At 32.5% G+C, this 21,096-nt stretch carries 24 protein-coding genes and 1 pseudogene; 15 read left to right on the top strand and 10 right to left on the bottom strand.

What is annotated here, in order from left to right; all coding sequences use genetic code 11:
* The first annotated feature begins 15 nt into the window (after positions 1–15).
* The 11 genes and pseudogenes from OU788_RS05860 to atpG all read left to right on the top strand — a co-directional run bounded on the left by OU788_RS05860 (position 16) and on the right by atpG (position 9,159).
* On the top strand, positions 16–711 hold the full coding sequence (locus OU788_RS05860) for an ABC transporter ATP-binding protein (protein ID WP_274634290.1): 696 nt from the start codon (positions 16–18) through the stop codon (positions 709–711).
* Positions 712–805: 94 nt separating this feature from the next.
* Entirely contained in the window at positions 806–3,037 is a 2,232-nt protein-coding gene (gene porW, locus OU788_RS05855; RefSeq protein ID WP_274634289.1) for a type IX secretion system periplasmic lipoprotein PorW/SprE, read from the top strand.
* A 20-nt stretch (positions 3,038–3,057) separates the two neighbouring features.
* Complete coding sequence (locus OU788_RS05850; protein ID WP_274634288.1) at positions 3,058–3,465, top strand: bactofilin family protein; 408 nt, start codon at positions 3,058–3,060, stop codon at positions 3,463–3,465.
* Positions 3,434–3,664, top strand: coding sequence for an AtpZ/AtpI family protein (locus tag OU788_RS05845; protein ID WP_028891529.1), 231 nt, complete (start codon positions 3,434–3,436; stop codon positions 3,662–3,664). Before OU788_RS05850 ends, OU788_RS05845 begins: the two co-directional genes overlap by 32 nt.
* Positions 3,657–4,037, top strand: a complete 381-nt coding sequence (locus tag OU788_RS05840; RefSeq protein ID WP_274634287.1) for a DUF6168 family protein — start codon at positions 3,657–3,659, stop codon at positions 4,035–4,037. Before OU788_RS05845 ends, OU788_RS05840 begins: the two co-directional genes overlap by 8 nt.
* Before the next feature lie 124 nt (positions 4,038–4,161).
* Complete coding sequence (atpB, locus tag OU788_RS05835; RefSeq protein WP_274634302.1) at positions 4,162–5,283, top strand: F0F1 ATP synthase subunit A; 1,122 nt, start codon at positions 4,162–4,164, stop codon at positions 5,281–5,283.
* Between the two features lie 45 nt (positions 5,284–5,328).
* Positions 5,329–5,517: an ATP synthase F0 subunit C gene (atpE, locus tag OU788_RS05830; RefSeq protein ID WP_028891526.1), complete on the top strand. Its 189-nt coding sequence runs from the start codon at positions 5,329–5,331 to the stop codon at positions 5,515–5,517.
* 89 nt (positions 5,518–5,606) lie between these two features.
* Complete coding sequence (locus OU788_RS05825) at positions 5,607–6,104, top strand: F0F1 ATP synthase subunit B (RefSeq protein ID WP_274634286.1); 498 nt, start codon at positions 5,607–5,609, stop codon at positions 6,102–6,104.
* 7 nt (positions 6,105–6,111) lie between these two features.
* A complete protein-coding gene (gene atpH, locus OU788_RS05820) occupies positions 6,112–6,669 on the top strand; it encodes an ATP synthase F1 subunit delta (protein ID WP_274634285.1) in 558 nt (185 codons plus the stop codon).
* A gap of 21 nt (positions 6,670–6,690) precedes the next feature.
* Positions 6,691–8,236 (top strand): annotated as a pseudogene (gene atpA / locus OU788_RS05815) (F0F1 ATP synthase subunit alpha).
* Positions 8,237–8,298: 62 nt separating this feature from the next.
* Entirely contained in the window at positions 8,299–9,159 is an 861-nt protein-coding gene (gene atpG, locus OU788_RS05810; RefSeq protein ID WP_274634284.1) for an ATP synthase F1 subunit gamma, read from the top strand.
* Between the two features lie 112 nt (positions 9,160–9,271).
* Here atpG and dxs read toward each other — a convergent pair whose 3' ends face one another.
* Positions 9,272–11,041, bottom strand: a complete 1,770-nt coding sequence (gene dxs / locus OU788_RS05805) for a 1-deoxy-D-xylulose-5-phosphate synthase (protein WP_274634283.1) — start codon at positions 11,039–11,041, stop codon at positions 9,272–9,274.
* A 66-nt stretch (positions 11,042–11,107) separates the two neighbouring features.
* On the opposite strand from dxs, the gene rsmI reads away from it, so the two are divergent.
* Complete coding sequence (rsmI, locus tag OU788_RS05800) at positions 11,108–11,779, top strand: 16S rRNA (cytidine(1402)-2'-O)-methyltransferase (protein ID WP_274634282.1); 672 nt, start codon at positions 11,108–11,110, stop codon at positions 11,777–11,779.
* A gap of 41 nt (positions 11,780–11,820) precedes the next feature.
* Here the strand turns inward: rsmI and OU788_RS05795 are convergent, their stop codons facing one another.
* The 4 genes from OU788_RS05795 to OU788_RS05780 are packed head-to-tail and all read right to left on the bottom strand — an operon-like array spanning position 11,821 to position 14,204.
* The gene (locus OU788_RS05795; protein WP_274634281.1) at positions 11,821–12,519 is read right to left on the bottom strand and encodes a hypothetical protein; all 699 of its coding nucleotides are present in this window, start codon (positions 12,517–12,519) and stop codon (positions 11,821–11,823) included.
* A complete protein-coding gene (locus OU788_RS05790) occupies positions 12,516–13,172 on the bottom strand; it encodes a hypothetical protein (protein WP_274634280.1) in 657 nt (218 codons plus the stop codon). The genes OU788_RS05795 and OU788_RS05790 overlap by 4 nt, the downstream gene beginning before the upstream one ends.
* Positions 13,173–13,175: 3 nt before the next feature.
* The gene (locus OU788_RS05785) at positions 13,176–13,853 is read right to left on the bottom strand and encodes a hypothetical protein (protein WP_274634279.1); all 678 of its coding nucleotides are present in this window, start codon (positions 13,851–13,853) and stop codon (positions 13,176–13,178) included.
* A 12-nt stretch (positions 13,854–13,865) separates the two neighbouring features.
* Entirely contained in the window at positions 13,866–14,204 is a 339-nt protein-coding gene (locus tag OU788_RS05780; protein WP_274634301.1) for a PadR family transcriptional regulator, read from the bottom strand.
* A 167-nt stretch (positions 14,205–14,371) separates the two neighbouring features.
* On the opposite strand from OU788_RS05780, the gene OU788_RS05775 reads away from it, so the two are divergent.
* The gene (locus OU788_RS05775; RefSeq protein WP_274634278.1) at positions 14,372–15,421 is read left to right on the top strand and encodes a ferredoxin--NADP reductase; all 1,050 of its coding nucleotides are present in this window, start codon (positions 14,372–14,374) and stop codon (positions 15,419–15,421) included.
* A 20-nt stretch (positions 15,422–15,441) separates the two neighbouring features.
* Entirely contained in the window at positions 15,442–16,119 is a 678-nt protein-coding gene (locus OU788_RS05770; protein WP_274634277.1) for a LysE family translocator, read from the top strand.
* A gap of 47 nt (positions 16,120–16,166) precedes the next feature.
* On the opposite strand, the gene mgtE is transcribed toward OU788_RS05770, so the two are convergent.
* The 5 genes from mgtE to OU788_RS05745 all read right to left on the bottom strand — a co-directional run bounded on the left by mgtE (position 16,167) and on the right by OU788_RS05745 (position 20,768).
* Entirely contained in the window at positions 16,167–17,516 is a 1,350-nt protein-coding gene (gene mgtE / locus OU788_RS05765) for a magnesium transporter (protein WP_274634276.1), read from the bottom strand.
* Between the two features lie 63 nt (positions 17,517–17,579).
* On the bottom strand, positions 17,580–18,383 hold the full coding sequence (gene rsmA / locus OU788_RS05760; RefSeq protein ID WP_274634275.1) for a 16S rRNA (adenine(1518)-N(6)/adenine(1519)-N(6))-dimethyltransferase RsmA: 804 nt from the start codon (positions 18,381–18,383) through the stop codon (positions 17,580–17,582).
* Between the two features lie 12 nt (positions 18,384–18,395).
* Positions 18,396–18,587, bottom strand: coding sequence for a hypothetical protein (locus tag OU788_RS05755; RefSeq protein ID WP_274634274.1), 192 nt, complete (start codon positions 18,585–18,587; stop codon positions 18,396–18,398).
* A gap of 2 nt (positions 18,588–18,589) precedes the next feature.
* Positions 18,590–18,919 carry a DUF4286 family protein gene (locus OU788_RS05750; RefSeq protein WP_274634273.1) on the bottom strand — a complete coding sequence of 110 codons (330 nt, stop codon included), beginning with the start codon at positions 18,917–18,919 and terminating at the stop codon, positions 18,590–18,592.
* Between the two features lie 73 nt (positions 18,920–18,992).
* On the bottom strand, positions 18,993–20,768 hold the full coding sequence (locus OU788_RS05745) for a tetratricopeptide repeat protein (RefSeq protein WP_274634272.1): 1,776 nt from the start codon (positions 20,766–20,768) through the stop codon (positions 18,993–18,995).
* Positions 20,769–20,889: 121 nt separating this feature from the next.
* Here OU788_RS05745 and OU788_RS05740 point away from each other — a divergent pair, with 121 nt between their 5' ends.
* On the top strand, positions 20,890–21,033 hold the full coding sequence (locus tag OU788_RS05740; RefSeq protein ID WP_166627718.1) for a hypothetical protein: 144 nt from the start codon (positions 20,890–20,892) through the stop codon (positions 21,031–21,033).
* Positions 21,034–21,096: the final 63 nt, after the last annotated feature.

The following is a 21,096-nucleotide window of genomic DNA, read 5'->3' as shown; positions in this document are numbered from 1 at the left end:
CTTAAAAGAACTAAAATGATTTCAATACAAAATATTTCAAAAACCTACGGAACAGCACAAGTTTTAAACCTTGAAAATATAGAAATTCCTAGCGGACAATCTTTCGGATTGGTAGGGAATAACGGAGCAGGAAAAACCACTTTGTTTAACTTGTTGTTAGATTTGATTCGACCTACTACTGGAGAAATTGTAAATAATCAAGTAGTAGTGAATAAAAGTGAAGATTGGAAAACTTTTACAGGATCATTTATTGATGAATCTTTTTTAATAGGTTATTTAACTCCTGAAGAATATTTTGATTTTGTAGGAGATTTACGCGGAATGAACAAAGCCGATATACAAGGTTTCTTAACTCAGTTTGAAGAATTTTTTAATGGTGAAATCTTAGGGAAGAAAAAATACTTACGAAGCTTAAGTAAAGGAAACCAGAAAAAAGTAGGGATTGTTGCTGCAATGATGGGGAATCCTCAAGTAGTAATTTTAGATGAACCTTTTGCAAATTTAGATCCAACCACTCAAATCAGATTAAAAAAGCTAATTAAAAAATTAACTGAAAATAACGAGGTAACCGTGTTAATTTCTAGCCACGATTTAAGCCATGTTACCGAAGTTTGTGAGCGTATAGTAGTTTTAGATAAAGGAAACTTAGTAAAAGACATTCACACATCACAAGAAACATTACAAGAGTTAGAAAGCTATTTTTCTATTTAAAATAGGGTTAAAATCACCTTATAATTATTATTTTTACCTATTTACGTACAAAAAAGACAATTATAACGTTGTTGTACAGTAAAAGCTTTATTTTATGAAAAAAGGGGGCAAGATAATAGTATTCAGTGTTTTAGTAGCTATCGTATATTCGTGTAGTGTTAAGAAGGACGCTTTTTTAAATAGAAGTTACCATGCTGTTACGACAAAATACAATGTGCTTTTTAATGGCGAACAGGCGTATTTAAAAGGTCTTGAAGAAATTCAAGAAAAGCATGAAGATAACTTTTGGAAACGTTTACAAATTGAACCCATTACGTTTGACGAGAGTACAATAGATACTAAAGTACTAACTCCGGGTGCAGATTTTAATGCTGGTGGAGAAGAAGAGAATAAAAACCTTACTCCTTTTGAAAAAGCAGAAGAAAAAGCTGTAAAAGCAATTCAAACCCATTCGATGAATATTAATGGGTACGAAAAAAATAGTCAAATAGATGATGCTTATCTTCTTTTAGGAAAATCAAGATACTACACACAGCGATTTATTCCAGCGTTAGAGGCGTTTAACTACGTTATAGTTAACTACCCTAAAGCAAACTTGAACTACGAAACTAGAATTTGGAGAGCTAAGGCAAACATTCGTTTAGGTAATGAAAAAAGAGCGATTCAAACATTACGATTATTATTAGATGTTTTAGACGAAACAGAAAAGATAGACAAATCAACCAAAGAGCAAGCCTATACAGCTATGGCAATGGCGTATGAGCAAACAGATACGATTCAAAAAGTAGTAGATTATTTAAAATTAGCGACTACTACAAATTACAACAAAGAGCAAACAGCGCGAAACATGTTTGTTTTAGGGCAAGTATATAGTGAATTAGATAGAAAAGATTCTGCTCGTATGGTGTTTAAAAAACTAGCAGAAAGTAGAAAAGCACCAGATAGATTCCGTATTAGAGCAGAAATTGAATATGCTAAAAATACTCCGAACGATTCAGCATCTATAGTAGTGTTGGCAAGAATGAATAAACTCATAAAGAATACAGATAATCGTAAGTTTTTAAACGCATTGTATTATCAAGCAGGAGTTTTAGAAGAAGGAAGAAATAATCCTGAAAAAGCAGCTGAGTACTATAAAAAATCACTGCAAGCAAAACATAATAATAACTATCAAAAAACGTATGCCTACGAACGTTTGGCAGATATGGCTTTTGAAAAAGAAGATTATCTACTAGCAGGTTCGTATTACGATAGTGTAATGCAGGTGGTTTCTAAAGAATTTGATCAAGAAAAAAGAATCCGAAAAATCCGAAGAAAAAATAAAGGACTTATTACTTTAAGACAATACGAAGAAACAGTGAAGAACAACGACAGTATTCTTCAATTAGTAGCTATGACTCCCGATGAAAGAACTGTTTTTTTTGAAAGCTATATTGAAAAAATCAAAAAAGAAGACGAAGAAAAACAACAGCAGTTGTTGAATTTGCAAAACTTCGGAAATAGTTTTGGAGGTGGTGCTTCAATAAATAGTGTAGCAAATAAAGGAAAATGGTATTTCTACAATACACAAGCTCTTAATTTTGGAAAAGCAGAGTTTCAAAAAGTATGGGGAACGCGTCCTCTGGAAGATAACTGGAGACTGTCAGATAAGTCAATAAATACTGTTGAAAATGTATCAGCAAATGCAGAAGGAACAAAAGTAAATACAAGATATGAGCTTTCAACCTATCTAGATGCGATTCCAACCGACGAACAAGTAATTACAAATTTAGTTTTGGAGCGTAATGAGGCATTGTATCAATTAGGGTTGATTTACAAAGAGCAGTTTATAAATCATGCACTAGCCATTAAGAATTTAGAACGATTAAGAGAAGTAAGTACAGATGATAAGTTAGAATTACCAATAAGCTATCACTTATATCAAGTTTATAAAGAACAAGGAGATATAGCAAAATCTAATGAGTATAAAAATATCATTTTACAAAAGTATCCTGAAACAACGTTTGCTCAAATAATTAAAAACCCTGATGTAAAGTTAGTAGAAGAGAAAAAGGAAGATGAAATTTTAAACAAGTATAAAGAAGTTTACTATTTGTATAAAGAAAATAAATTTGAAGAAGCTGTTAATGAGATAGATAATTTTTCTTCTACACTACAGAATTCAAATTTAATTCCTAAATTCGCACTCCTAAAAGCCCTAGCAATAGGTAAATATCAAGATAAAGAAACCTATAAAAAAGCGTTAGAGTTTGTTGCGGTTAGTTATGCAACTACCGAAGAAGGTAAAAAAGCAAAAGAAATTATAGAACAATTAAATAAAACATAAATCCCTTAAATTCCCCTAATATGTTTGGTAAAGAGAATAAAAAATCCGGAGAAAACAAAGTTGCAGAAAGAAATATCATAGGACAAAACACTAAAATTACTGGAGAAATCATTTCAGAAGGAGATTTTAGAATTGACGGTACTTTAGAAGGAACAATAGTTACCAATGGTAGAGTAATTATTGGAGGTTCAGGTCTTATTAAAGGAAAAGTAGAATGTACTGATGCTGATATTGAAGGAAAATTTTCAGGTGAATTATTAGTTTCAAACGTGCTTACCGTTAAATCAACAGCAAATATTAATGGAGATGTTGTTATAGGAAAGCTTTCTGTAGAGCCAGGAGCAGAGTTTAACGCAACATGTGCCATGAAAGGAGCGGTAAAAGAATTGAACAAAAATGAGCAAGGACTCAAAGAAAAATCCGCTTAATAAATACATACGATTCACAGGAATCGCACTTCAAATGGGTTTAACCATTTACTTAGGAAGTTTACTAGGTGAATGGTTAGACCAAAAATACCCTAACGATAGTGAACTTTACACAAAAATTTGTACACTTGCAGCGGTTTTTGGTGCCATATATTCTGTAATACGCCAAGTAATTAAGATAACCGATAACAATGGGTAAACGAATACTACTATTTTCTTCTATTATACTAACTTTAGGGATAGGAGGCTTTTTTTTAAACAGCTTTTTACTTTCTAACGCAGGAGTAACACTTTCTTTTTCTGTGTTACAAGTGTATTGTTTTAATGTAATAGCAACCATTTTAATTTATGCGTTAATAGAATGGGTGTTAGAATATTTACCAAATGAAACAGGATATTTATATTTAGGAATGTTGATGGTTAAGTTCGGTATCTTTATCCTATTATTTCAAAAGAGTATTTTTTCAGAGGAAGGATTAACTACTCCAGAAAAAGCTACCTTATTAGTTCCTATTATGGTATTTTTAGCTATTGAAACAGCAGCGCTTTCAAAAATACTTAACGCTAAATAACTGAGCTGTTTAAGGTACGACGTAGGCTTCTTTAAAACTAAGCAAAAAAAGGGTTTGTAGTTTTAATTAAATGTGTACCTTTGCAGCGAAATTTACAGACCCAAAATCTATATTTAGTAAAGGTATGATGGTAGCAAACAGAACTATCAAGTTTTTAACACTTTTGACACTTGTGTTTTCATCGTTAACTGCATTTGCAGGAGGAGGCGATACAACTTCTAATGATGATGGAAGAATTAACACTAAAGAATCAATAGATGCTTACATTAAGCATCACTTAGCAGACTCTCACGATTTTAGCTTGTTTTCATATACTAATGATGCAGGAGAGCGTAAACACATTGGGTTTCCGTTACCAGTAATTGTTTGGACAACCGAAGGATTAAGAGTTTTTATGTCTTCAGAATTTCATCATAATGATGACGGTGCTGTTATCGTAGAAAAAGATGGAGTTAAGTTAACGAAAATTCACAGTAAAATATATGAGTTAAATGCAGGTGAAGAAGCAGTTGCTTTTGATGAAGAACACCACGCTACAAATGCACAAAAAGTGTTAGATTTATCTATTACTAAAAGTGTTTTTGGTATGTTGTTCGCAGGTTTGTTAATGTTCTTCGGATTTAGAAGTTTAGCTTCAGGATACAAGAAAGGGCCAATTCCAACAGGTGCGGCACGTATATTAGAGCCTTTAGTATTATATGTAAGAGACGAAATTGCACGTCCAAATATCGGAGAGAAACATTACCGTAGATTTATGGGGTTCTTATTAACTGTGTTCTTCTTTATTTGGTTCTTAAACTTATTAGGATTAACTCCGTTAGGGTTTAACGTAACAGGTCAAATAGCAGTAACAGTTTGTTTAGCTTTATTTACATTCTTTATTGTACAATTTAGCGGAAATAAAGATTATTGGAAACATATCTTCTGGATGCCAGGTGTGCCAGTATTAATGAAAATAGTATTAGCACCAATCGAGGTATTAGGTATGTTAACTAAACCATTCTCTTTATTTGTGCGTTTATTTGCGAACATCACAGCAGGTCACTCTGTAGTAATGGGTATCGCAGCATTGATGATTTTATTAAAAGCAAAGTTTGGAACAGCAGGGGCAACAGGAATCTCTTTCTTCCTAACTTTATTCTTAACTATTATAGAATTATTAGTAGCCTTTTTACAAGCTTATATCTTTACCATGTTATCATCGTTATTCATTGGTATGGCTGTAGAAGAGCATGATCATCATTAAGAACTAGAATCAAAAATTTGTTTAATTATATATAAATCAATTATTATGACACTTAATTTAGTTGGAGCAGGATTAATCGTAATCGGAGCAGGATTAGGATTAGGGAAAATCGGTAGTAGTGCAATGGAAGCTATTGCTCGTCAACCAGAAGCAGCTGGTAAAATCCAAACTGCAATGATTATTATTGGAGCATTATTAGAAGGTTTAGCATTCGGTGCTTTACTTTTAGGATAAGCTACAAAAACAAAAAAACAAATTCCTGTAACGGTTGGTTGCAGGAATTGTTTACACAATTAAACAAAAACACGAAAAAATAAATAATAATGGGAATATTTAATGACTTTTCAATAGGGTTGTTTCTTATGCAACTTGTAATCTTATGTTTGTTAATCTTTATAATGGCAAAGTTTGCATGGAAGCCTATTTTGAATGCGTTAAATGAGCGTGAAGAAGGAATTCAAGGAGCTTTAGATGCTGCAGAAAACGCTCGTAAGGAAATGCAAAATTTACAAGCTGATAATGAGCGTTTGTTAAAAGAAGCAAGAGCAGAGAGAGACGCAATGATGAAAGAAGCTCGCGAAATTAAAGATAAGATTATAGCTGATGCTAAGCAAGAAGCAGAAGAGCAAACTACTGCAATGATTAATAACGCAAAAGCTACTATAAAACAAGAGCAACAAGCAGCTATCGCTGAGTTAAAGAAAACAGTAGGTAACTTATCTATTGAAATCGCTCAAAAAGTAGTAAGAAAAGAATTAGCTTCACAAGACGATCAGTTAAAGCTTGTTGAAGGAATGTTAGAAGAGGTTACTTTAAACTAATCACTAGATGAAAGAAGCAAGACCAGCATTACGTTACGCAAAAGCAATTTTAAACCTAGCTAAAGAATCAGGAAGTGAAGCTTTAGTAAACGATAACATGAAGTTAATCGTTGCAACAATTGCTGAAAGCGCTGATTTAGATGCTATGCTTAAAAGTCCTATCATTAAAGCTGCAGATAAACGTAAAGTTTTAGCTGCACTTTTTGGAGATAAAGTGGATAATATCGTAAAAGGGTTATTTAATTTATTAGAGGAAAATAAGCGTATGATAATGTTAGAGCCTATTGCTAAGCAATACGCTGTAATTTACGATTATCATAAAAGCATGCAAGTTGCTAAAGTTACTACTGCAGTAGCTTTAACAAAAGAGTTAGAAGATAAAATACAAGCAAAGATTGTTGCCTTAACAGGAAACAGTGCAAGTATTGAAAATATAGTAAATCCTGAGATTTTAGGAGGATTTATCTTACGTGTTGGAGATGTGCAGTACGATGCAAGTATCTCTAATCAATTTAATGAGTTAAGGAGAGAGTTTGACAACGGTCATTACATTCCAAAAATTTAATTATACATCAAAAGAAATAAGATGGCAGCAATTAAACCAGCTGAAGTATCAGCAATTTTAAAGGAACAATTAACAAATTTTGAGTCTAAAGCTTCATTAAACGAAGTAGGGACAGTATTACAAGTAGGTGATGGTATTGCACGTGTTTACGGTTTATCTAACGTACAATATGGAGAGTTAGTAGAATTCGATAACGGATTAGAAGGTATCGTATTAAACTTAGAAGAAGATAATGCAGGTGTTGTATTATTAGGAGCTTCTACTTCAGTAAGAGAAGGATCTACTGTAAAACGTACAGAAAGAATTGCTTCTTTAAAAGCGGGAGAAGGAATTGTAGGACGTGTTGTTAACACTTTAGGGCAACCAATTGATGGTAAAGGACCAATCGAAGGTGAAACTTTTGAAATGCCTTTAGAGCGTAAAGCACCAGGAGTTATCTTCCGTGAGCCTGTAACTGAGCCAATGCAAACAGGTATCAAATCTATCGATGCAATGATTCCAGTTGGTCGTGGTCAACGTGAGTTAATCATTGGAGACCGTCAAACAGGTAAATCAACTGTTGCTATTGATACTATTTTAAATCAAAAAGAATTTTATGATGCAGGACAACCAGTGTACTGTATCTACGTAGCTATCGGTCAAAAAGCTTCAACAGTAGCAGCTATTGCTAACATGTTAGAAGAAAAAGGAGCGTTAGCATATACAACTATCGTTGCTGCAAATGCATCTGACCCTGCACCAATGCAGGTATATGCACCATTCGCAGGAGCTGCAATTGGAGAGTATTTCCGTGATACTGGTAGACCAGCTTTAATTGTTTATGATGATTTATCTAAACAAGCAGTAGCTTACCGTGAGGTATCTTTATTATTAAGAAGACCACCAGGACGTGAGGCTTACCCAGGGGATGTATTCTACTTACACTCAAGATTATTAGAGCGTGCTGCAAAAGTTATTAATGACGATGCTATTGCTGCTGAAATGAACGACTTACCAGAATCATTAAAAGGTAAAGTAAAAGGTGGAGGATCTAGACGTTTCTGCATATATTCCTACAAACGTAATTTCGATTACTGATGGTCAGATCTTCTTAGAGTCAGATTTATTCAACTCAGGGGTTCGTCCAGCGATTAACGTAGGTATCTCTGTATCACGTGTAGGAGGTTCTGCTCAGATCAAATCAATGAAGAAAGTATCTGGTACTTTAAAGTTAGATCAAGCTCAGTATCGTGAATTAGAAGCATTCGCTAAGTTTGGTTCTGATTTAGATGCTGCTACAATGAACGTAATTGAAAAAGGTAAGCGTAACGTAGAGATCTTAAAGCAAGCTCAAAACGATCCTTTTACTGTAGAAGATCAGGTAGCTATCATCTATGCAGGTTCTAAAAACTTGTTAAAAGATGTACCAGTAGAAAAGGTAAAAGAATTTGAAAGAGATTATTTAGAGTACTTAAACGCTAAGCACAGAGGTACTTTAGATACTTTAAAAGCAGGAAAATTAACTGACGAAGTAATCGATACTTTAACAGAGGCTGCTAAAGAAATTTCAGCTAAATTTTCAGCTTAATAACACTAAAAACAACATCCCCGTGTAATAACGGGGGTTTTATAAATTTTAAGTTCAAGTAAATGGCAAACTTAAAAGAAATACGTAACAGAATTACTTCGATTAAATCAACAATGCAGATTACCTCTGCCATGAAAATGGTATCGGCTGCTAAGTTGAAAAAAGCTCAAGATGCAATTACAGCAATGCGTCCGTATTCATCTAAGCTTACCGAATTATTACAAAGCTTAAGCGCTACTTTAGATAGCGATGCAGGTGGAGTATATTCAACTGAAAGAGAAGTAAACAAAGTATTATTGGTTAGTATAACTTCTAACAGAGGTTTATGTGGTGGTTTTAACTCATCTGTCATCAAAGAAACAGTTAAAACAATCAACGAAAAATACAACAATACTACTGTTGATTTATTAACGATTGGTAAAAAAGGAAACGATATTTTATCAAAAGAATATACAGTTGTTGAAAATAGAAACGATATTTTTGATGACTTAACTTTTGAAAACGTTGCTGAAGTAGCCGAAAAGTTAATGAATTTATTCGTAGATGGTTCTTATGACAGAATAGAAATCATTTACAACAGGTTTAAAAATGCTGCTACTCAAATTGTACAGGTAGAGCAATTTTTACCAATTCAACCTGTAGAAGGTGAGGCTAATGCTAATTTAGATTACATTTTTGAACCTTCTAAAGAAGAAATTATTTTAGAGTTAATTCCTAAGTCATTAAAAACGCAATTATACAAAGCAATTCGTGATTCATTTGCTGCCGAACACGGTGCTCGTATGACTGCAATGCACAAAGCAACTGATAATGCTACGGAATTACGTGATGAGTTATTATTAACTTATAACAAAGCTCGTCAAGCTGCTATTACAAACGAAATCTTAGAAATCGTTGGTGGAGCAGAAGCTTTAAACAATTAGGCGTAAGCCAAATGTTAAATTAAGCGAAGCTTTAAATAACTAAGAGAAATACCTCGGAATATTCTGAGAGTTATCATAAAAGAAAAGCGAACCAATTTGGTTCGCTTTTCTTTTATACTAGATTTTGAATTGTTTTTTTGATGGACTCAGCATCTATCCCACAAATTTCGTGTAATTGTTGAATAGTGCCATGATGTATAAATTCATCAGGAACTCCTAACAGTTTAATTTTTCCTCGATGATTTACTTCGGAAGCATATTCTAATACAGCACTTCCAAATCCGCCTTTAATCGTACCATCTTCAATAGTAATAATGGTGTCGAATTTATTGAAAACTTCATCTAAAAGTTCGGTGTCTAATGGTTTCACAAAACGAAGGTCGTAATGTCCCACAGCTTCTTTGTTTTCGAGCTGATTTATTGCTTTTGAGACATTATCAGCTATTGTTCCAATAGATAACACCGCTACTTGATTTCCTTCTTTTAAACAAACTCCTTTCCCTGTTTCAATGTTTTCAAAAGGAAGTTGCCATTGTTCTAATTTTCCTTTTCCTCTCGGGTAACGAATTGCAATCGGATGTTTCAATCCTTGTTGAGCGGTAAACATCATGTTACGCAACTCAATTTCGTTTCGAGGAGCAAAAACAATTAAATTCGGAATGCAACGCAAATATGCTAAATCAAAAACTCCGTGGTGTGTTGCTCCATCTTCACCAACCAATCCAGCCCTGTCTAAACAGAAAATTACAGGTAAGTTTTGTAAAGCTACATCATGAATTACTTGATCGTAAGCACGTTGTAAAAAAGTAGAATAAATATTACAAAATGGAATTAATCCTTGGGTAGCCATACCAGCAGCTAAGGTAACTGCATGTTGTTCGGCAATACCAACATCAAAAGTACGATCAGGAAAATCTTGCATCATAAACTTTAAGGAGCTACCTGTTAACATAGCAGGAGTAATTCCTACAATTTTTTCGTTTTGCTGTGCTAATTCAACAATGGTTTTACCAAAAACATCTTGATATTTTGTGTACTTGCTTTCTTCTTTGGGTAATACATCACCAGAAATTTTATCAAACTTTCCAGGAGCATGGTATTTTACTTGATCTTGCTCTGCTTGTCGTAATCCTTTTCCTTTAGTAGTAATTACATGCAAAAACTTTGGACCTTGAATATTTTTTAATCGATCTAGTTCACGTAGTAATTCTTCAAAATTATGCCCATCAATTGGTCCCGAGTAATCAAAGTTAAGAGCTTCAAAAATATTATGCTGTTCAATCTCCAATCGAGGGGATTTTATCTTCGTTAAATAATCTTTTAAAGCACCTACCGACGGATCAATACCAATCGCATTATCATTCAGAATAACCAACAAATTAGCATTGGTGTCTCCTGCATGATTCAACGCTTCAAAAGCCATTCCGCTTGCGATAGAAGCATCACCAATTACCGCGATATGATGTTTATGAATCCCTTGCAGTTTTGACGCGATTGCCATTCCTAAAGCTGCTGAAATAGCGGTAGATGAGTGCCCAACACCAAAGGTGTCGTATTCACTTTCAGAGCGTTTTGGGAAACCAGAAATCCCATCAAGCTGACGATTGGTGTGAAAAACGTCTTTTCTTCCTGTCAAAATTTTATGTCCGTAAGCTTGATGACCAACATCCCAAACTAATAAATCGTTAGGGGTATCAAACAAATAATGGAGTGCAATGGTTAGCTCTATCACCCCTAAACTTGCGCCTAAATGTCCTTCTTTAGTGGCAACTACATCAATAATAAACTCGCGCAATTCTTTGGCAAGTTGTGGTAATTCGTCTGATGTTAGCTTACGTAAATCAGCAGGAATTTGAATGTTTTTCAAAAGGTCGTTCGACATATAGCAAAAGTACAAAAAGGTAGAGATTCCTAACTTTTTAGACTAAAAACTTTGTAGTTTTGTTGTATGAGCAAATTGTATTTGGTGCCTACACCGATTGGGAATTTAGAAGATATTACGCTGAGAGCGTTAAAAGTCTTAAAAGAAGTAGATTATATTTTAGCAGAAGATACGCGTACGAGTGGAAAACTGTTAAAGCATTTTGATATTGCTACGCCCATGCAATCGCACCATATGCACAATGAACATAAAACGGTTGAAACCATTGTAAAACGTTTGCAAAGTGGTGAAACTTTTGCTTTGATTTCAGATGCAGGAACTCCTGCAATTTCTGACCCTGGGTTTTTACTGACTAGAGCTTGTGTACAAAACAATATAGAGGTGGAATGCTTACCAGGGGCGACTGCTTTTGTACCTGCGTTAGTAAATTCTGGCTTACCAAATGATAAATTTGTTTTTGAAGGTTTTTTGCCTGTAAAAAAAGGACGTCAAACACGGTTACAGTTCTTAGCAGAAGAAACACGCACCATGATTTTTTATGAGAGTCCGCATAAATTATTAAAAACCTTAGCAAATTTTGCTGAGTATTTTGGTGAAGATAGACAGTTATCTGTTTCTAGAGAATTGACAAAATTGTTTGAAGAAACCAAGCGAGGAAGTGTAAAAGAAGTGTTAGCATATTATACTGAAAAACCTGCCAAAGGCGAGATTGTTATTGTGGTTGAAGGGAAAAAGTAGGTTAGATTGTTGGACTATTAGATAATTGGATTTTTAGAGTTTTAATTGTTCGCAAATTTATATTCAGGATACTGCTCTTCGAGAAGTTCTTCTGACTTTTTAGGGATTAGCTCTAAAGTGATGTAAGACACTAATATTAAAAGAACCGAAAAGACAGAAATAAAAAGCGTAAATTCTTTTCTATGCATCAGTTCTGCTAATCGAAAAATATTATAAACATTACAAAAAAAGACAATAAAGTTAGAAGAGGCCATTTTAAAAATAATATCTTCTAACAACCAATTTTTACCAGTTTCCTTTACTCGCTGTTTTTGTTGCTTGATTAAAAACTGACATCTAATTATTATAAAAAGGAAAAAGAAAATTTCCAAGCTATAGAAAAAATACTTTCCATAATATGGTATTTGGAATAAAAAATAAAAGATAAAAACAGAACTTAGAGTTAAAATTATTTTAGGTAGCGTAAACCATTGTTTTAGGTAGCTCCAAATAATTTTTCTGTACTTTTTATTCATTTGCTTTTGTTTTTCTTCAACGACATTCATAAATCCGAAAACACCAAATTTTTTGAACGATTTGTCACGTGATTGCTCAAATGTGAGTGTTGGATTTTCTTCCCAAATTTGTTCAATATCGTTAGCTAGGTGATCTACTAACTCTGTTTGCACATCATAATGCTCAACAAAATGTTGACGTGTAAACTTGTATAATTGTTCTATATGTTGGTCGGTTAGTTTCATATGGCTAATTCTTTTTTCATTATTTCAATTTTTGTTATGGCTTTTTTACATAACCTATACCCTGAAAAAGACATTGTGTAATAAATTGGAATTAAAATTAACCACATTAAAATTTTATTTTCATATGAAGTATCTCTCATAAATTGAGGAATCATTTGAAGTATTAAAAACGAAAATGAAAAATAAAACATGCCATAAAGTAAGTTTGCAGATTTACCATATTTTTTAGTCCATGCTTTTATGGCAAAAACTAAATAAAAAATGATAGGGAAAAGAAAAAGAATAATATTAATCCTATCAAAAGTTTTGAAATTTAAATTTTTAGATAATAAATAGTGGGTAAAACAAAAAGTGATTAAAAAGAATATATACTTAGCATTCTTTAAAAGAAGCAATATTTCTTTATGAAATAGAGTTCTATATTTTCTATTTATATTTTTTAATGCTTCCTGATTAATATCAACCAGATTTTTATCCCAATTAGCATTTTTCAATACTCTTTGAAGCTCAGAATCAAAGTTTTTTGTAATAGCATTTCTTTCTATATCAGAAACAATATGGTCTAACATTTCTATACGGATATCCCAGTATTTTACACCGTCTTTAATTAATCGGTTTTCGATATACTGTATTTGTTCTTTGGTTAATTCCATAGCTTATACCAATACGTTAGGATATTGTTTTTTTATGGTTTGTTTATTTTGATAAAAAACATATTCCCCAGACCAATAAAAAAGCAGTAATAAAACAAATGCTCCTAAATGAATTAAATTATAATTATTATTAGTGAAACTTTGGTCACTTCTGAAGGTAACACTACTATTAAAAAAGATAAAAAGAGAGTTTATAAGGTTTAAAAACATGTCTGACTTATTCAGAACAAGAAATTTATCTTTTTTACTTCCAATATTAGTAGTTACTCGAATGAACAATTGTGCTATAATAAAAAGACCAATTCCACTAAGTAAATTGAAGAAATGTTCTTTGTTTTCAAAGAGGTTCATTAATTCTTTAAATAGATAAAAAATAGCAATTGTTATTATGAGTTTAGGTAATTTAAAAAACGATTTTAAGTGTAAAAAAGTCAGCTTATAAAAGCGTTTGTGAACAGTATCGGTTTTTGTTTTTAATAAATTTTTAAAGCCTTGGTCACTAAACTTTTTATGTTCTTCTATAATAGCTTTTTTAATATCTAATTCAGGTTCTTTTTCTAGGCGCTCTTCTAAAATTGAAGCAAAATGGTCTACTAATTCAGCTTTTACATCGTAAAATTTAATACCACATGCAGAAATGTAGTTATCGATTTCTTGTATTTGTTCTTTTGTTAATTCCATAGCTAAAAAAAATTACTCCAAACTAAACTTAGGGTTTACCAATTGTTGCATGGTACTTAAAAACTCCTGCATTTCTGAAATACGATTAGCAGTTTCTTTCGTTCCATTTTCTGTAAGTTTATAATATTTACGTAAGCGATTACCAACTTTAGCAACTTCAACATCTAACAAGCCTTCTGCTTCAAGTTTGTGTAAAGCAGGATACAAAGCGCCTTCAGTAATTTTTAGTTCACCTTTTGTAAGTTCTTTTACTTTTTGCGTGATTTCGTATCCATACATTTTATCATTTTGAGCTAATAATTTCAAAATAATAGTTTGTAAAGAACCTTTATATAATTTCTGATTTCCCATTGTGTCAATATTGAATGGTTTGTTTTTAGTTGCTTTTTGTGTTTGCGACTCGCAACAAATATACATAATTTTCTTATGTATAAAATTCTTAGGTATACTTTTTACAAAAACCCTGACTTTTGTTCGTGCTTAGTTTCTTATTTTTGTAATCCTTATAAAATGAATAGATGTCTACATTTCACAAACTACGTATAGAAAAAATAATAAAGGAAACGGCAGATGCTGTTTCAATCTTATTTGATGTTCCTGCTGAGTTAGCAAGTAATTATACTTTTATTGCAGGACAATATATTACTATTAAAACAACTTTAGACGATAAGGAAATAAGAAGAGCTTATTCTATCTGTGCTTCACCAAATAGCAAGCAAATAAAAGTAGCTGTAAAAGCTGTTGATCACGGAAAGTTTTCAACGTATGCAACTACAAAATTAAAAGAGAATACTTTTTTAGAAGTTTCTGAACCAGAAGGAAAATTCACCTTAGAACCACAAGCTGAAAAAAATTACTTAGCATTTGCTGCTGGTAGTGGAATTACGCCTGTTTTATCAATGGTGAAAGTAGTGTTAGAAAATGAACCAACTTCAACAATTACTTTGGTTTTTGGAAATAAGAAAGCAGAGAGCACTATTTTTTACGATGAATTAAATGAGTTAGCAGAAAAATACTCTTCTCAATTAAATTTACACTATGTGTTTAGCCAAGAGGTTAAAACCAATACTAAGTTTGGTAGAATTGACAAAGGACTTGTAAATTACTTCGTAAAGAATATTCATAAAGATATTTCTTTTGATTCAGTGTACTTATGTGGACCAGAAGAGATGATTCAAACGGTTTCTAATACACTTCAAGAAGATGGGTTTGACGAAAGAGATATCAATTTTGAATTATTTACCGCAAGCGTTTCAGATGAAGAAGCAGCGTTAAATATTCCTGATGGAAAATCTGAAATCACTGTACTGTTAGATGATGAAGAGCATACTTTTATGATGGAGAAGACAGATACGGTTTTAGCAGCTTCTTTACACCATAAATTAGATGCTCCTTATTCTTGTCAAGGAGGGGTTTGCAGTAGTTGTATTGCAAAAGTTACCGAAGGAGAAGCAGTAATGGCGAAAAACTCAATTTTAACAGACGAAGAATTAGAAGAAGGATTGATTCTTACGTGTCAAGCACATCCTACGACTCAGAAGATTGTGGTAGATTTTGACGATGTTTAGTAAGTCGTAACTTTATAACTATGGATTTCTACGATTTTAAAAATGCTTTTTTAGTAGGTGTTTTTATGGCTTTTATGATAGGGCCAGTGTTTTTTATGCTAATAAAAACAAGTATTTTAAAGGGTGCTCGAGCAGCCATTGCGTTTGATCTTGGGGTAATTTTAGGAGATATTTCTTTTATGTTAATTGCCTACTTTGGAAGTAGAAGTCTGTTAGAAAAAATAAAAGACGATCCGCGGTTGTTTCTTATCGGCGGATTGGTCTTAATTGTTTACGGATTAATCACTTATTTAGATAAAAACAATAAAAAGGAAGCAGAAGCACCTGATGTTGCTTTACCAGAAAGCAACAACTACCTAAAACTGTTGCTTAAAGGATTCTTTTTAAACTTTATCAATATTGGAGTCTTAGCGTTTTGGTTAGGATTGATTGTGGTAATTGGTCCTACTTATGATATGAATCCGAAGTATTTAGTATGGTATTTTGGTACTGTAATAGCAGGATATATGATTACCGATTTAGGAAAGATACTTTTAGCAAAACAATTAAAAAGTAGATTAACTCCTTTAGTTATTTACCGTATAAAACGTGGAATGGGAATATTACTCATCGTTTTCGGAGCTGTATTAATGTTGAAAGGCTTTATTCCTGATGAAAAAATTGATAATCTGATTGAAAAAGTAGAATCGATAGAATAAACTACGGGAAAGCTCTGGGGAATTTATTCCTTGGCTATGCTCTTCGATTAAAAGCCAATAATCATTTTGGCTATTGAAAAGTAAATTAGAATTCCAAAAATATCATTACTGGTAGTAATAAAAGGTCCTGTTGCAATAGCAGGATCTATTCCATATTTATCTAAAATTAACGGAATAGAGGTACCAACCAAACCAGCGACAATAATAACTGAAAATAGTGAAGTAGAAATCGCTAAAGCTACTTGAAAATCCCCTTTGGCTATCCATACAAAAGAGAATAATAAAATAGCTAAGATTACCCCATTAAGCATTGCTAAAGAAACTTCTTTTAATAAACGATTCCAGATAGAACCTTTAATTCCGTCATTAGCTAAACCTTGTACAATAATTGCTGAGGATTGTACTCCTACATTACCCGCCATCGCCGCAATTAGTGGTGTAAATAAAAAGAGAATAGGACTTTTTTCCATAGCATCTTGAAAAACTCCCATAATGCTAGCAGCACTCAGTCCACCAACCATTCCTAAGAATAACCAAGGTAAACGTGCTTTGGTTAAGGCAAAAATACTATCTTCAGAATCTACATCTTGGGTAATACCGGCAGCTAATTGGTAATCTTTTTCAGCTTCCTCTTTAATTACATCAACAATATCATCAATGGTAATTCTTCCTACTAAAACACCTAATTCATCAACAACAGGAATAGCTTCAAGGTCATATTTACTCATAATATTAGCAACTTCTTCAGCTTTATCATGAACATGAACAAAATCTACTTTCGGAATATAAACGTCTGATATTTTTGCACGGGTAGATGCCATTAAAAGGTCTTTTAAAGACAAACGCCCTTTTAACTTTCCTTCATCATCTACTACGTAAATAGAGTGCACTCTGGTAACCTCTTCTGCTTGTAAACGCATTTTTTTAACACAGGTAAGTACATTCCAGTTTTCATTAACTTTTACAAGCTCTTTTGCCATTAATCCCCCAGCAGAGTCTTCATCGTAACGTAATAATTCAACAATCTCTTTAGCGTGTTCACGGTCTTCAATTTGTTGGATTACTTCTTGTTTACGCTCTTCTGGAAGTTCAGCGATAACATCGGCAGCATCATCGGTATCTAATTCGTCAATTTCCTCGGCAATCTCTTTGGCAGAAAGTTGTTCTAGAATGTTTTCACGCACCTCTTCATCAACATCCATTAATACCTCCGAGGTGGTTTCACTATCAAGTAGTCGAATGATATATACAGCATCATCGAAAGACAATTCATCTAAAACTTCTGCAATATCCGCGTGGTGGAATTCTGAGAAGAATTTAGAAAGCGATTTATCTTTCTGATTTTGTATAAGCTCTTCTACGCGCTCTAGTAAGTCTTTCGTAATTTCTAATGCCATCGTTTACGATTTTAGCCGATAATAGAGAGTTGAATGTTCTAAAACTAACTTAAAAGTAAGCGTTTAACTGTTGTCTTGCGCTATTTTTTGTGTCAATTCTATGAATTTTTGTACCGATAATTGTTCGGGACGCATCGCAAATATAGGGTCTTCTTTTAAGCTATCCGAAAGATTGAAAGATTTTAAGCTTGAACGTAACATTTTTCTTCGTTGATTGAAAGCAGTTTTTACGACTCTAAAGAATAATTTTTCATCAATAGGAAGTGTATAATTTTCTTTTCTGATAAGACGAATAACTCCAGAATCTACTTTTGGAGGAGGATTAAAAACAGAAGGAGGAACCGTAAATAAATACTCAGCATCGAAAAAAGCCTGTGTTAATACGGATAATATTCCGTAGGTTTTGCTTCCTTCTTTTTCAGCAATTCGTTCAGCTACTTCTTTTTGAAACATTCCTGAAAACTCAGGAACATACTCTCTGTTTTCAATCGCTTTAAAAACAATTTGCGATGAAATATTGTATGGAAAGTTTCCTATAATAGCTACTTGTTGTTTGTTGAATATTTCTGTAAAGTCCTTTTTTAAGAAATCACCTTCAATGATATTAAATTTTTCTTTTGAAGTGTCTAACTTAATATGTTCAACAGGAAAGGTATCTTGTAAGTAAACCACCGATTCTGAATCAAGTTCCATTACGGTAACTTTAGGTTTTTTTTCTAATAAATACTTTGTTAAAACCCCCATTCCAGGACCAATTTCTAATACATTATCGTATCCGTTTTCGGTTAAAGTATCAGCTATTTTTTTTGCAATGTTTTCATCGTTTAAAAAATGCTGTCCTAAATGTTTTTTAGCTCTTACGGTCATTCTTTATTGTATCTATTTGGTTGGTGGTTTTATTGTTAAGGCTATAAATGTTAGTCCAAAACCTATCCCGCTAATTACTCCACTAATGGTTTCCCAAGGGTTATTATCATAAGTGTAATATCCCATAACTCCACCTAAAGTTGCTATGAGTATTCCTACGATTATGAGTAGTTTTTTTTTCTTTTGATAGATTTTTTCTTGCATCTTTAGTTGCTGTTCACAGTAGGATAAAACTCATTAACTACTTTAAGTTCTGTACGGAATGCAAGCATTTTATCTGCAAATTTTATTAATCCGTCGTTACGTAGTTTATCTGCACTGTACTTGTAGTAGTTATCCAAATCTTCACGAGTTCTTGCTGTATATTGAATAGAATAGGTAATTCCTCCCATTTCTTCTTCAACTAGGACTTGCGTCATTTTTGCGCTGATAAAATGCCCTGTTGCTAATACTTCGGGAATATGGCTTTCTATCCAAGTTAACCATTCAGCGTGGATACTTTCGTCTATATTTACGGTTACATTGTATATGTACATTCTTTTTAATTTGGGAATTTAAAAATCTGGAAATGAAGTAATTTATGCATCTTCAAATTTTCAAATTGATTTGTTAAATATCGTCTCCTCTTAGTTTTCTAAACTTTTTACGAGCTTCTACTAAATAGATGCTCGAAGGGTGGTCAAAAATAATCTTTTGATAGTATTCTTTAGCCTTTTCTGGGTTATTTAATTCGTTGTTGTATAATTCTGCCATGTAGTAATAAACATCATCAACATAAATTCCGTTTTTATCTAAGGCTACGATTTTAGCGTAGTTTAAAATAGCTTCATCATATTGCTTCTTTTTAATAAATAATTGGGCTTGTTTAAACAAGGCTTCATCTTCAATAGCTTGTCCTTTATAAGTTGTAATAATTTCACTTAAAATAGCAATAGCTTGGTCGTTTTTATTCTGAAAAGCTAACAAATCGGCTTTGGCATATTCTTTCAATCCTGAAGAAATGCTGTCTTTAGGTTCGTTATCTGAAATAGTTAAAAACAGGTTTGCAGCATCGTTGGCAATAAGTTGAGATGCTGATCCTTTTAAAACTTTTAGTTGTGCTTTAGCCCATTTAAAATCATTTTTAAAGTAAGATGCTTGGGCAACTTTAAAACGAGCTTCTTGACCTATATTATGATTTTTAAATGAGGTTTGTACCTGCGAATAATAAATAAGAGCTTTATTGAATTTACCCATGTACACTAAAACATCTCCTAATTTTAATTTTATTGATGCTTTTATAAACCTTGAGTTAGAAAAATCTAAAGATTTGTGTAAAATAATTTCAGCTTCTTCAGGAGTGTTTTTGGTAAAGGTTAAATAATCAGCATAAGCTATTTGGGTGAATAGTGTGTTTGAATTTATACCGTATTCTTTAAAAATAGCATCAAAACGTTGGTCAATGTCTGGTTGGCTTGTATCTATAGCTATTCTCAAATTGTTGTTTATAGCAGCAAACTTATCTCTTGGGTAATTGGTGTTTTCTATAATAAGATCAAAACATTCTTTAGCAGTTTCATAGTCTTTATTTTCCAAAGCTATTTTACCTAGTTCATTAATCCTGCTTAAATTATCAGGATCTCTGGCAAACAATGCTTTGCTTTGAATAAGTGCTTTGCTGTATTCTTTTTGCCTGATAAACAACCAAGAAAGTAGGTCGTTCCAAATGTCTTTTGGATTACTTATAGATCTTTTTAATAAAGCTTTTTTGAATAAAATATTATTTTCATCTTCACTATCATCGGTTAAGTATTTACCAGCATAACGTTTAACATTGTTGAGGTAGCCTTCGTTTTTATCAACCAAATCGATGTATGATTCGAACATTTGTTTAAAATCACCTTTTTCACCATAAATTTGAGCCATTTGAAACCCATAATTAGCTTTCGGATTTATATCCATTATTTTTTGAAAGGTTTCAATAGCTAAATCTAGTTTGCTGTAATTTTTAAACATACCAGCAATTAATGCTCCGTAATTAGCCTTGTTATTAATGGATTCTATTGCTAATTGATAGTGTTTGTTTGCAGTATCTATTTTTTCTTGACGTTCGAAGTTGTGACCTAGAACAACATGCAAGTAAGCTAAATTTGGTTTTTCTTTTAACTTTTGAAAAAGAAGCTCTTCAGCAACTGAAAATTGTTCGGTTTCTTGGTAGCAAGTAATTAATCTTTCTAAATAAGTAGTGTTGTAAGGGCTTTGGTTGTATAACTCTTTATATAACTGAATTGCTTTTTCATATTCATTATTTCTAAAATAATTTTCAGCAATGATAAATTCGTTTTGTTGTGCATGACAAAACAAACTAAATACCAGTAAATTAAATAGAATAACGACTCTTTTCATTTATCAAAAATACTGAACATAATTGTTAAAATACTATTAAAAGGGGTGCTTTTTTGAAAAGTACTGTAACATTTTGGCACGAACTTTGTCTTATTAGTAAAACAACTAAACAATGTTAATTATGAAAAACTTTACTACACAATACGAGATAGCAAAGCAGAATGCAAATGAGTTTATGAGAAAAGGTCAAATAACTCAATATTTTGAAGCATTGCTTGAAATGAACAAATACAAGAGATTAATGGTAGCGGTAGTTGCCAACTAAACATATTTTTTTTCAATGGGGATTGATTAATTAAAAATCCCAAGCATCGTAATTGAGGCTTGG

It is taken from the genome of Tenacibaculum sp. L6 (assembly GCF_028823685.1).
Classification (GTDB): domain Bacteria; phylum Bacteroidota; class Bacteroidia; order Flavobacteriales; family Flavobacteriaceae; genus Polaribacter.
The sequence above is the reverse complement of the archived record's forward strand: the minus strand, read 5'-3'. Positions and strand labels throughout refer to the sequence as shown.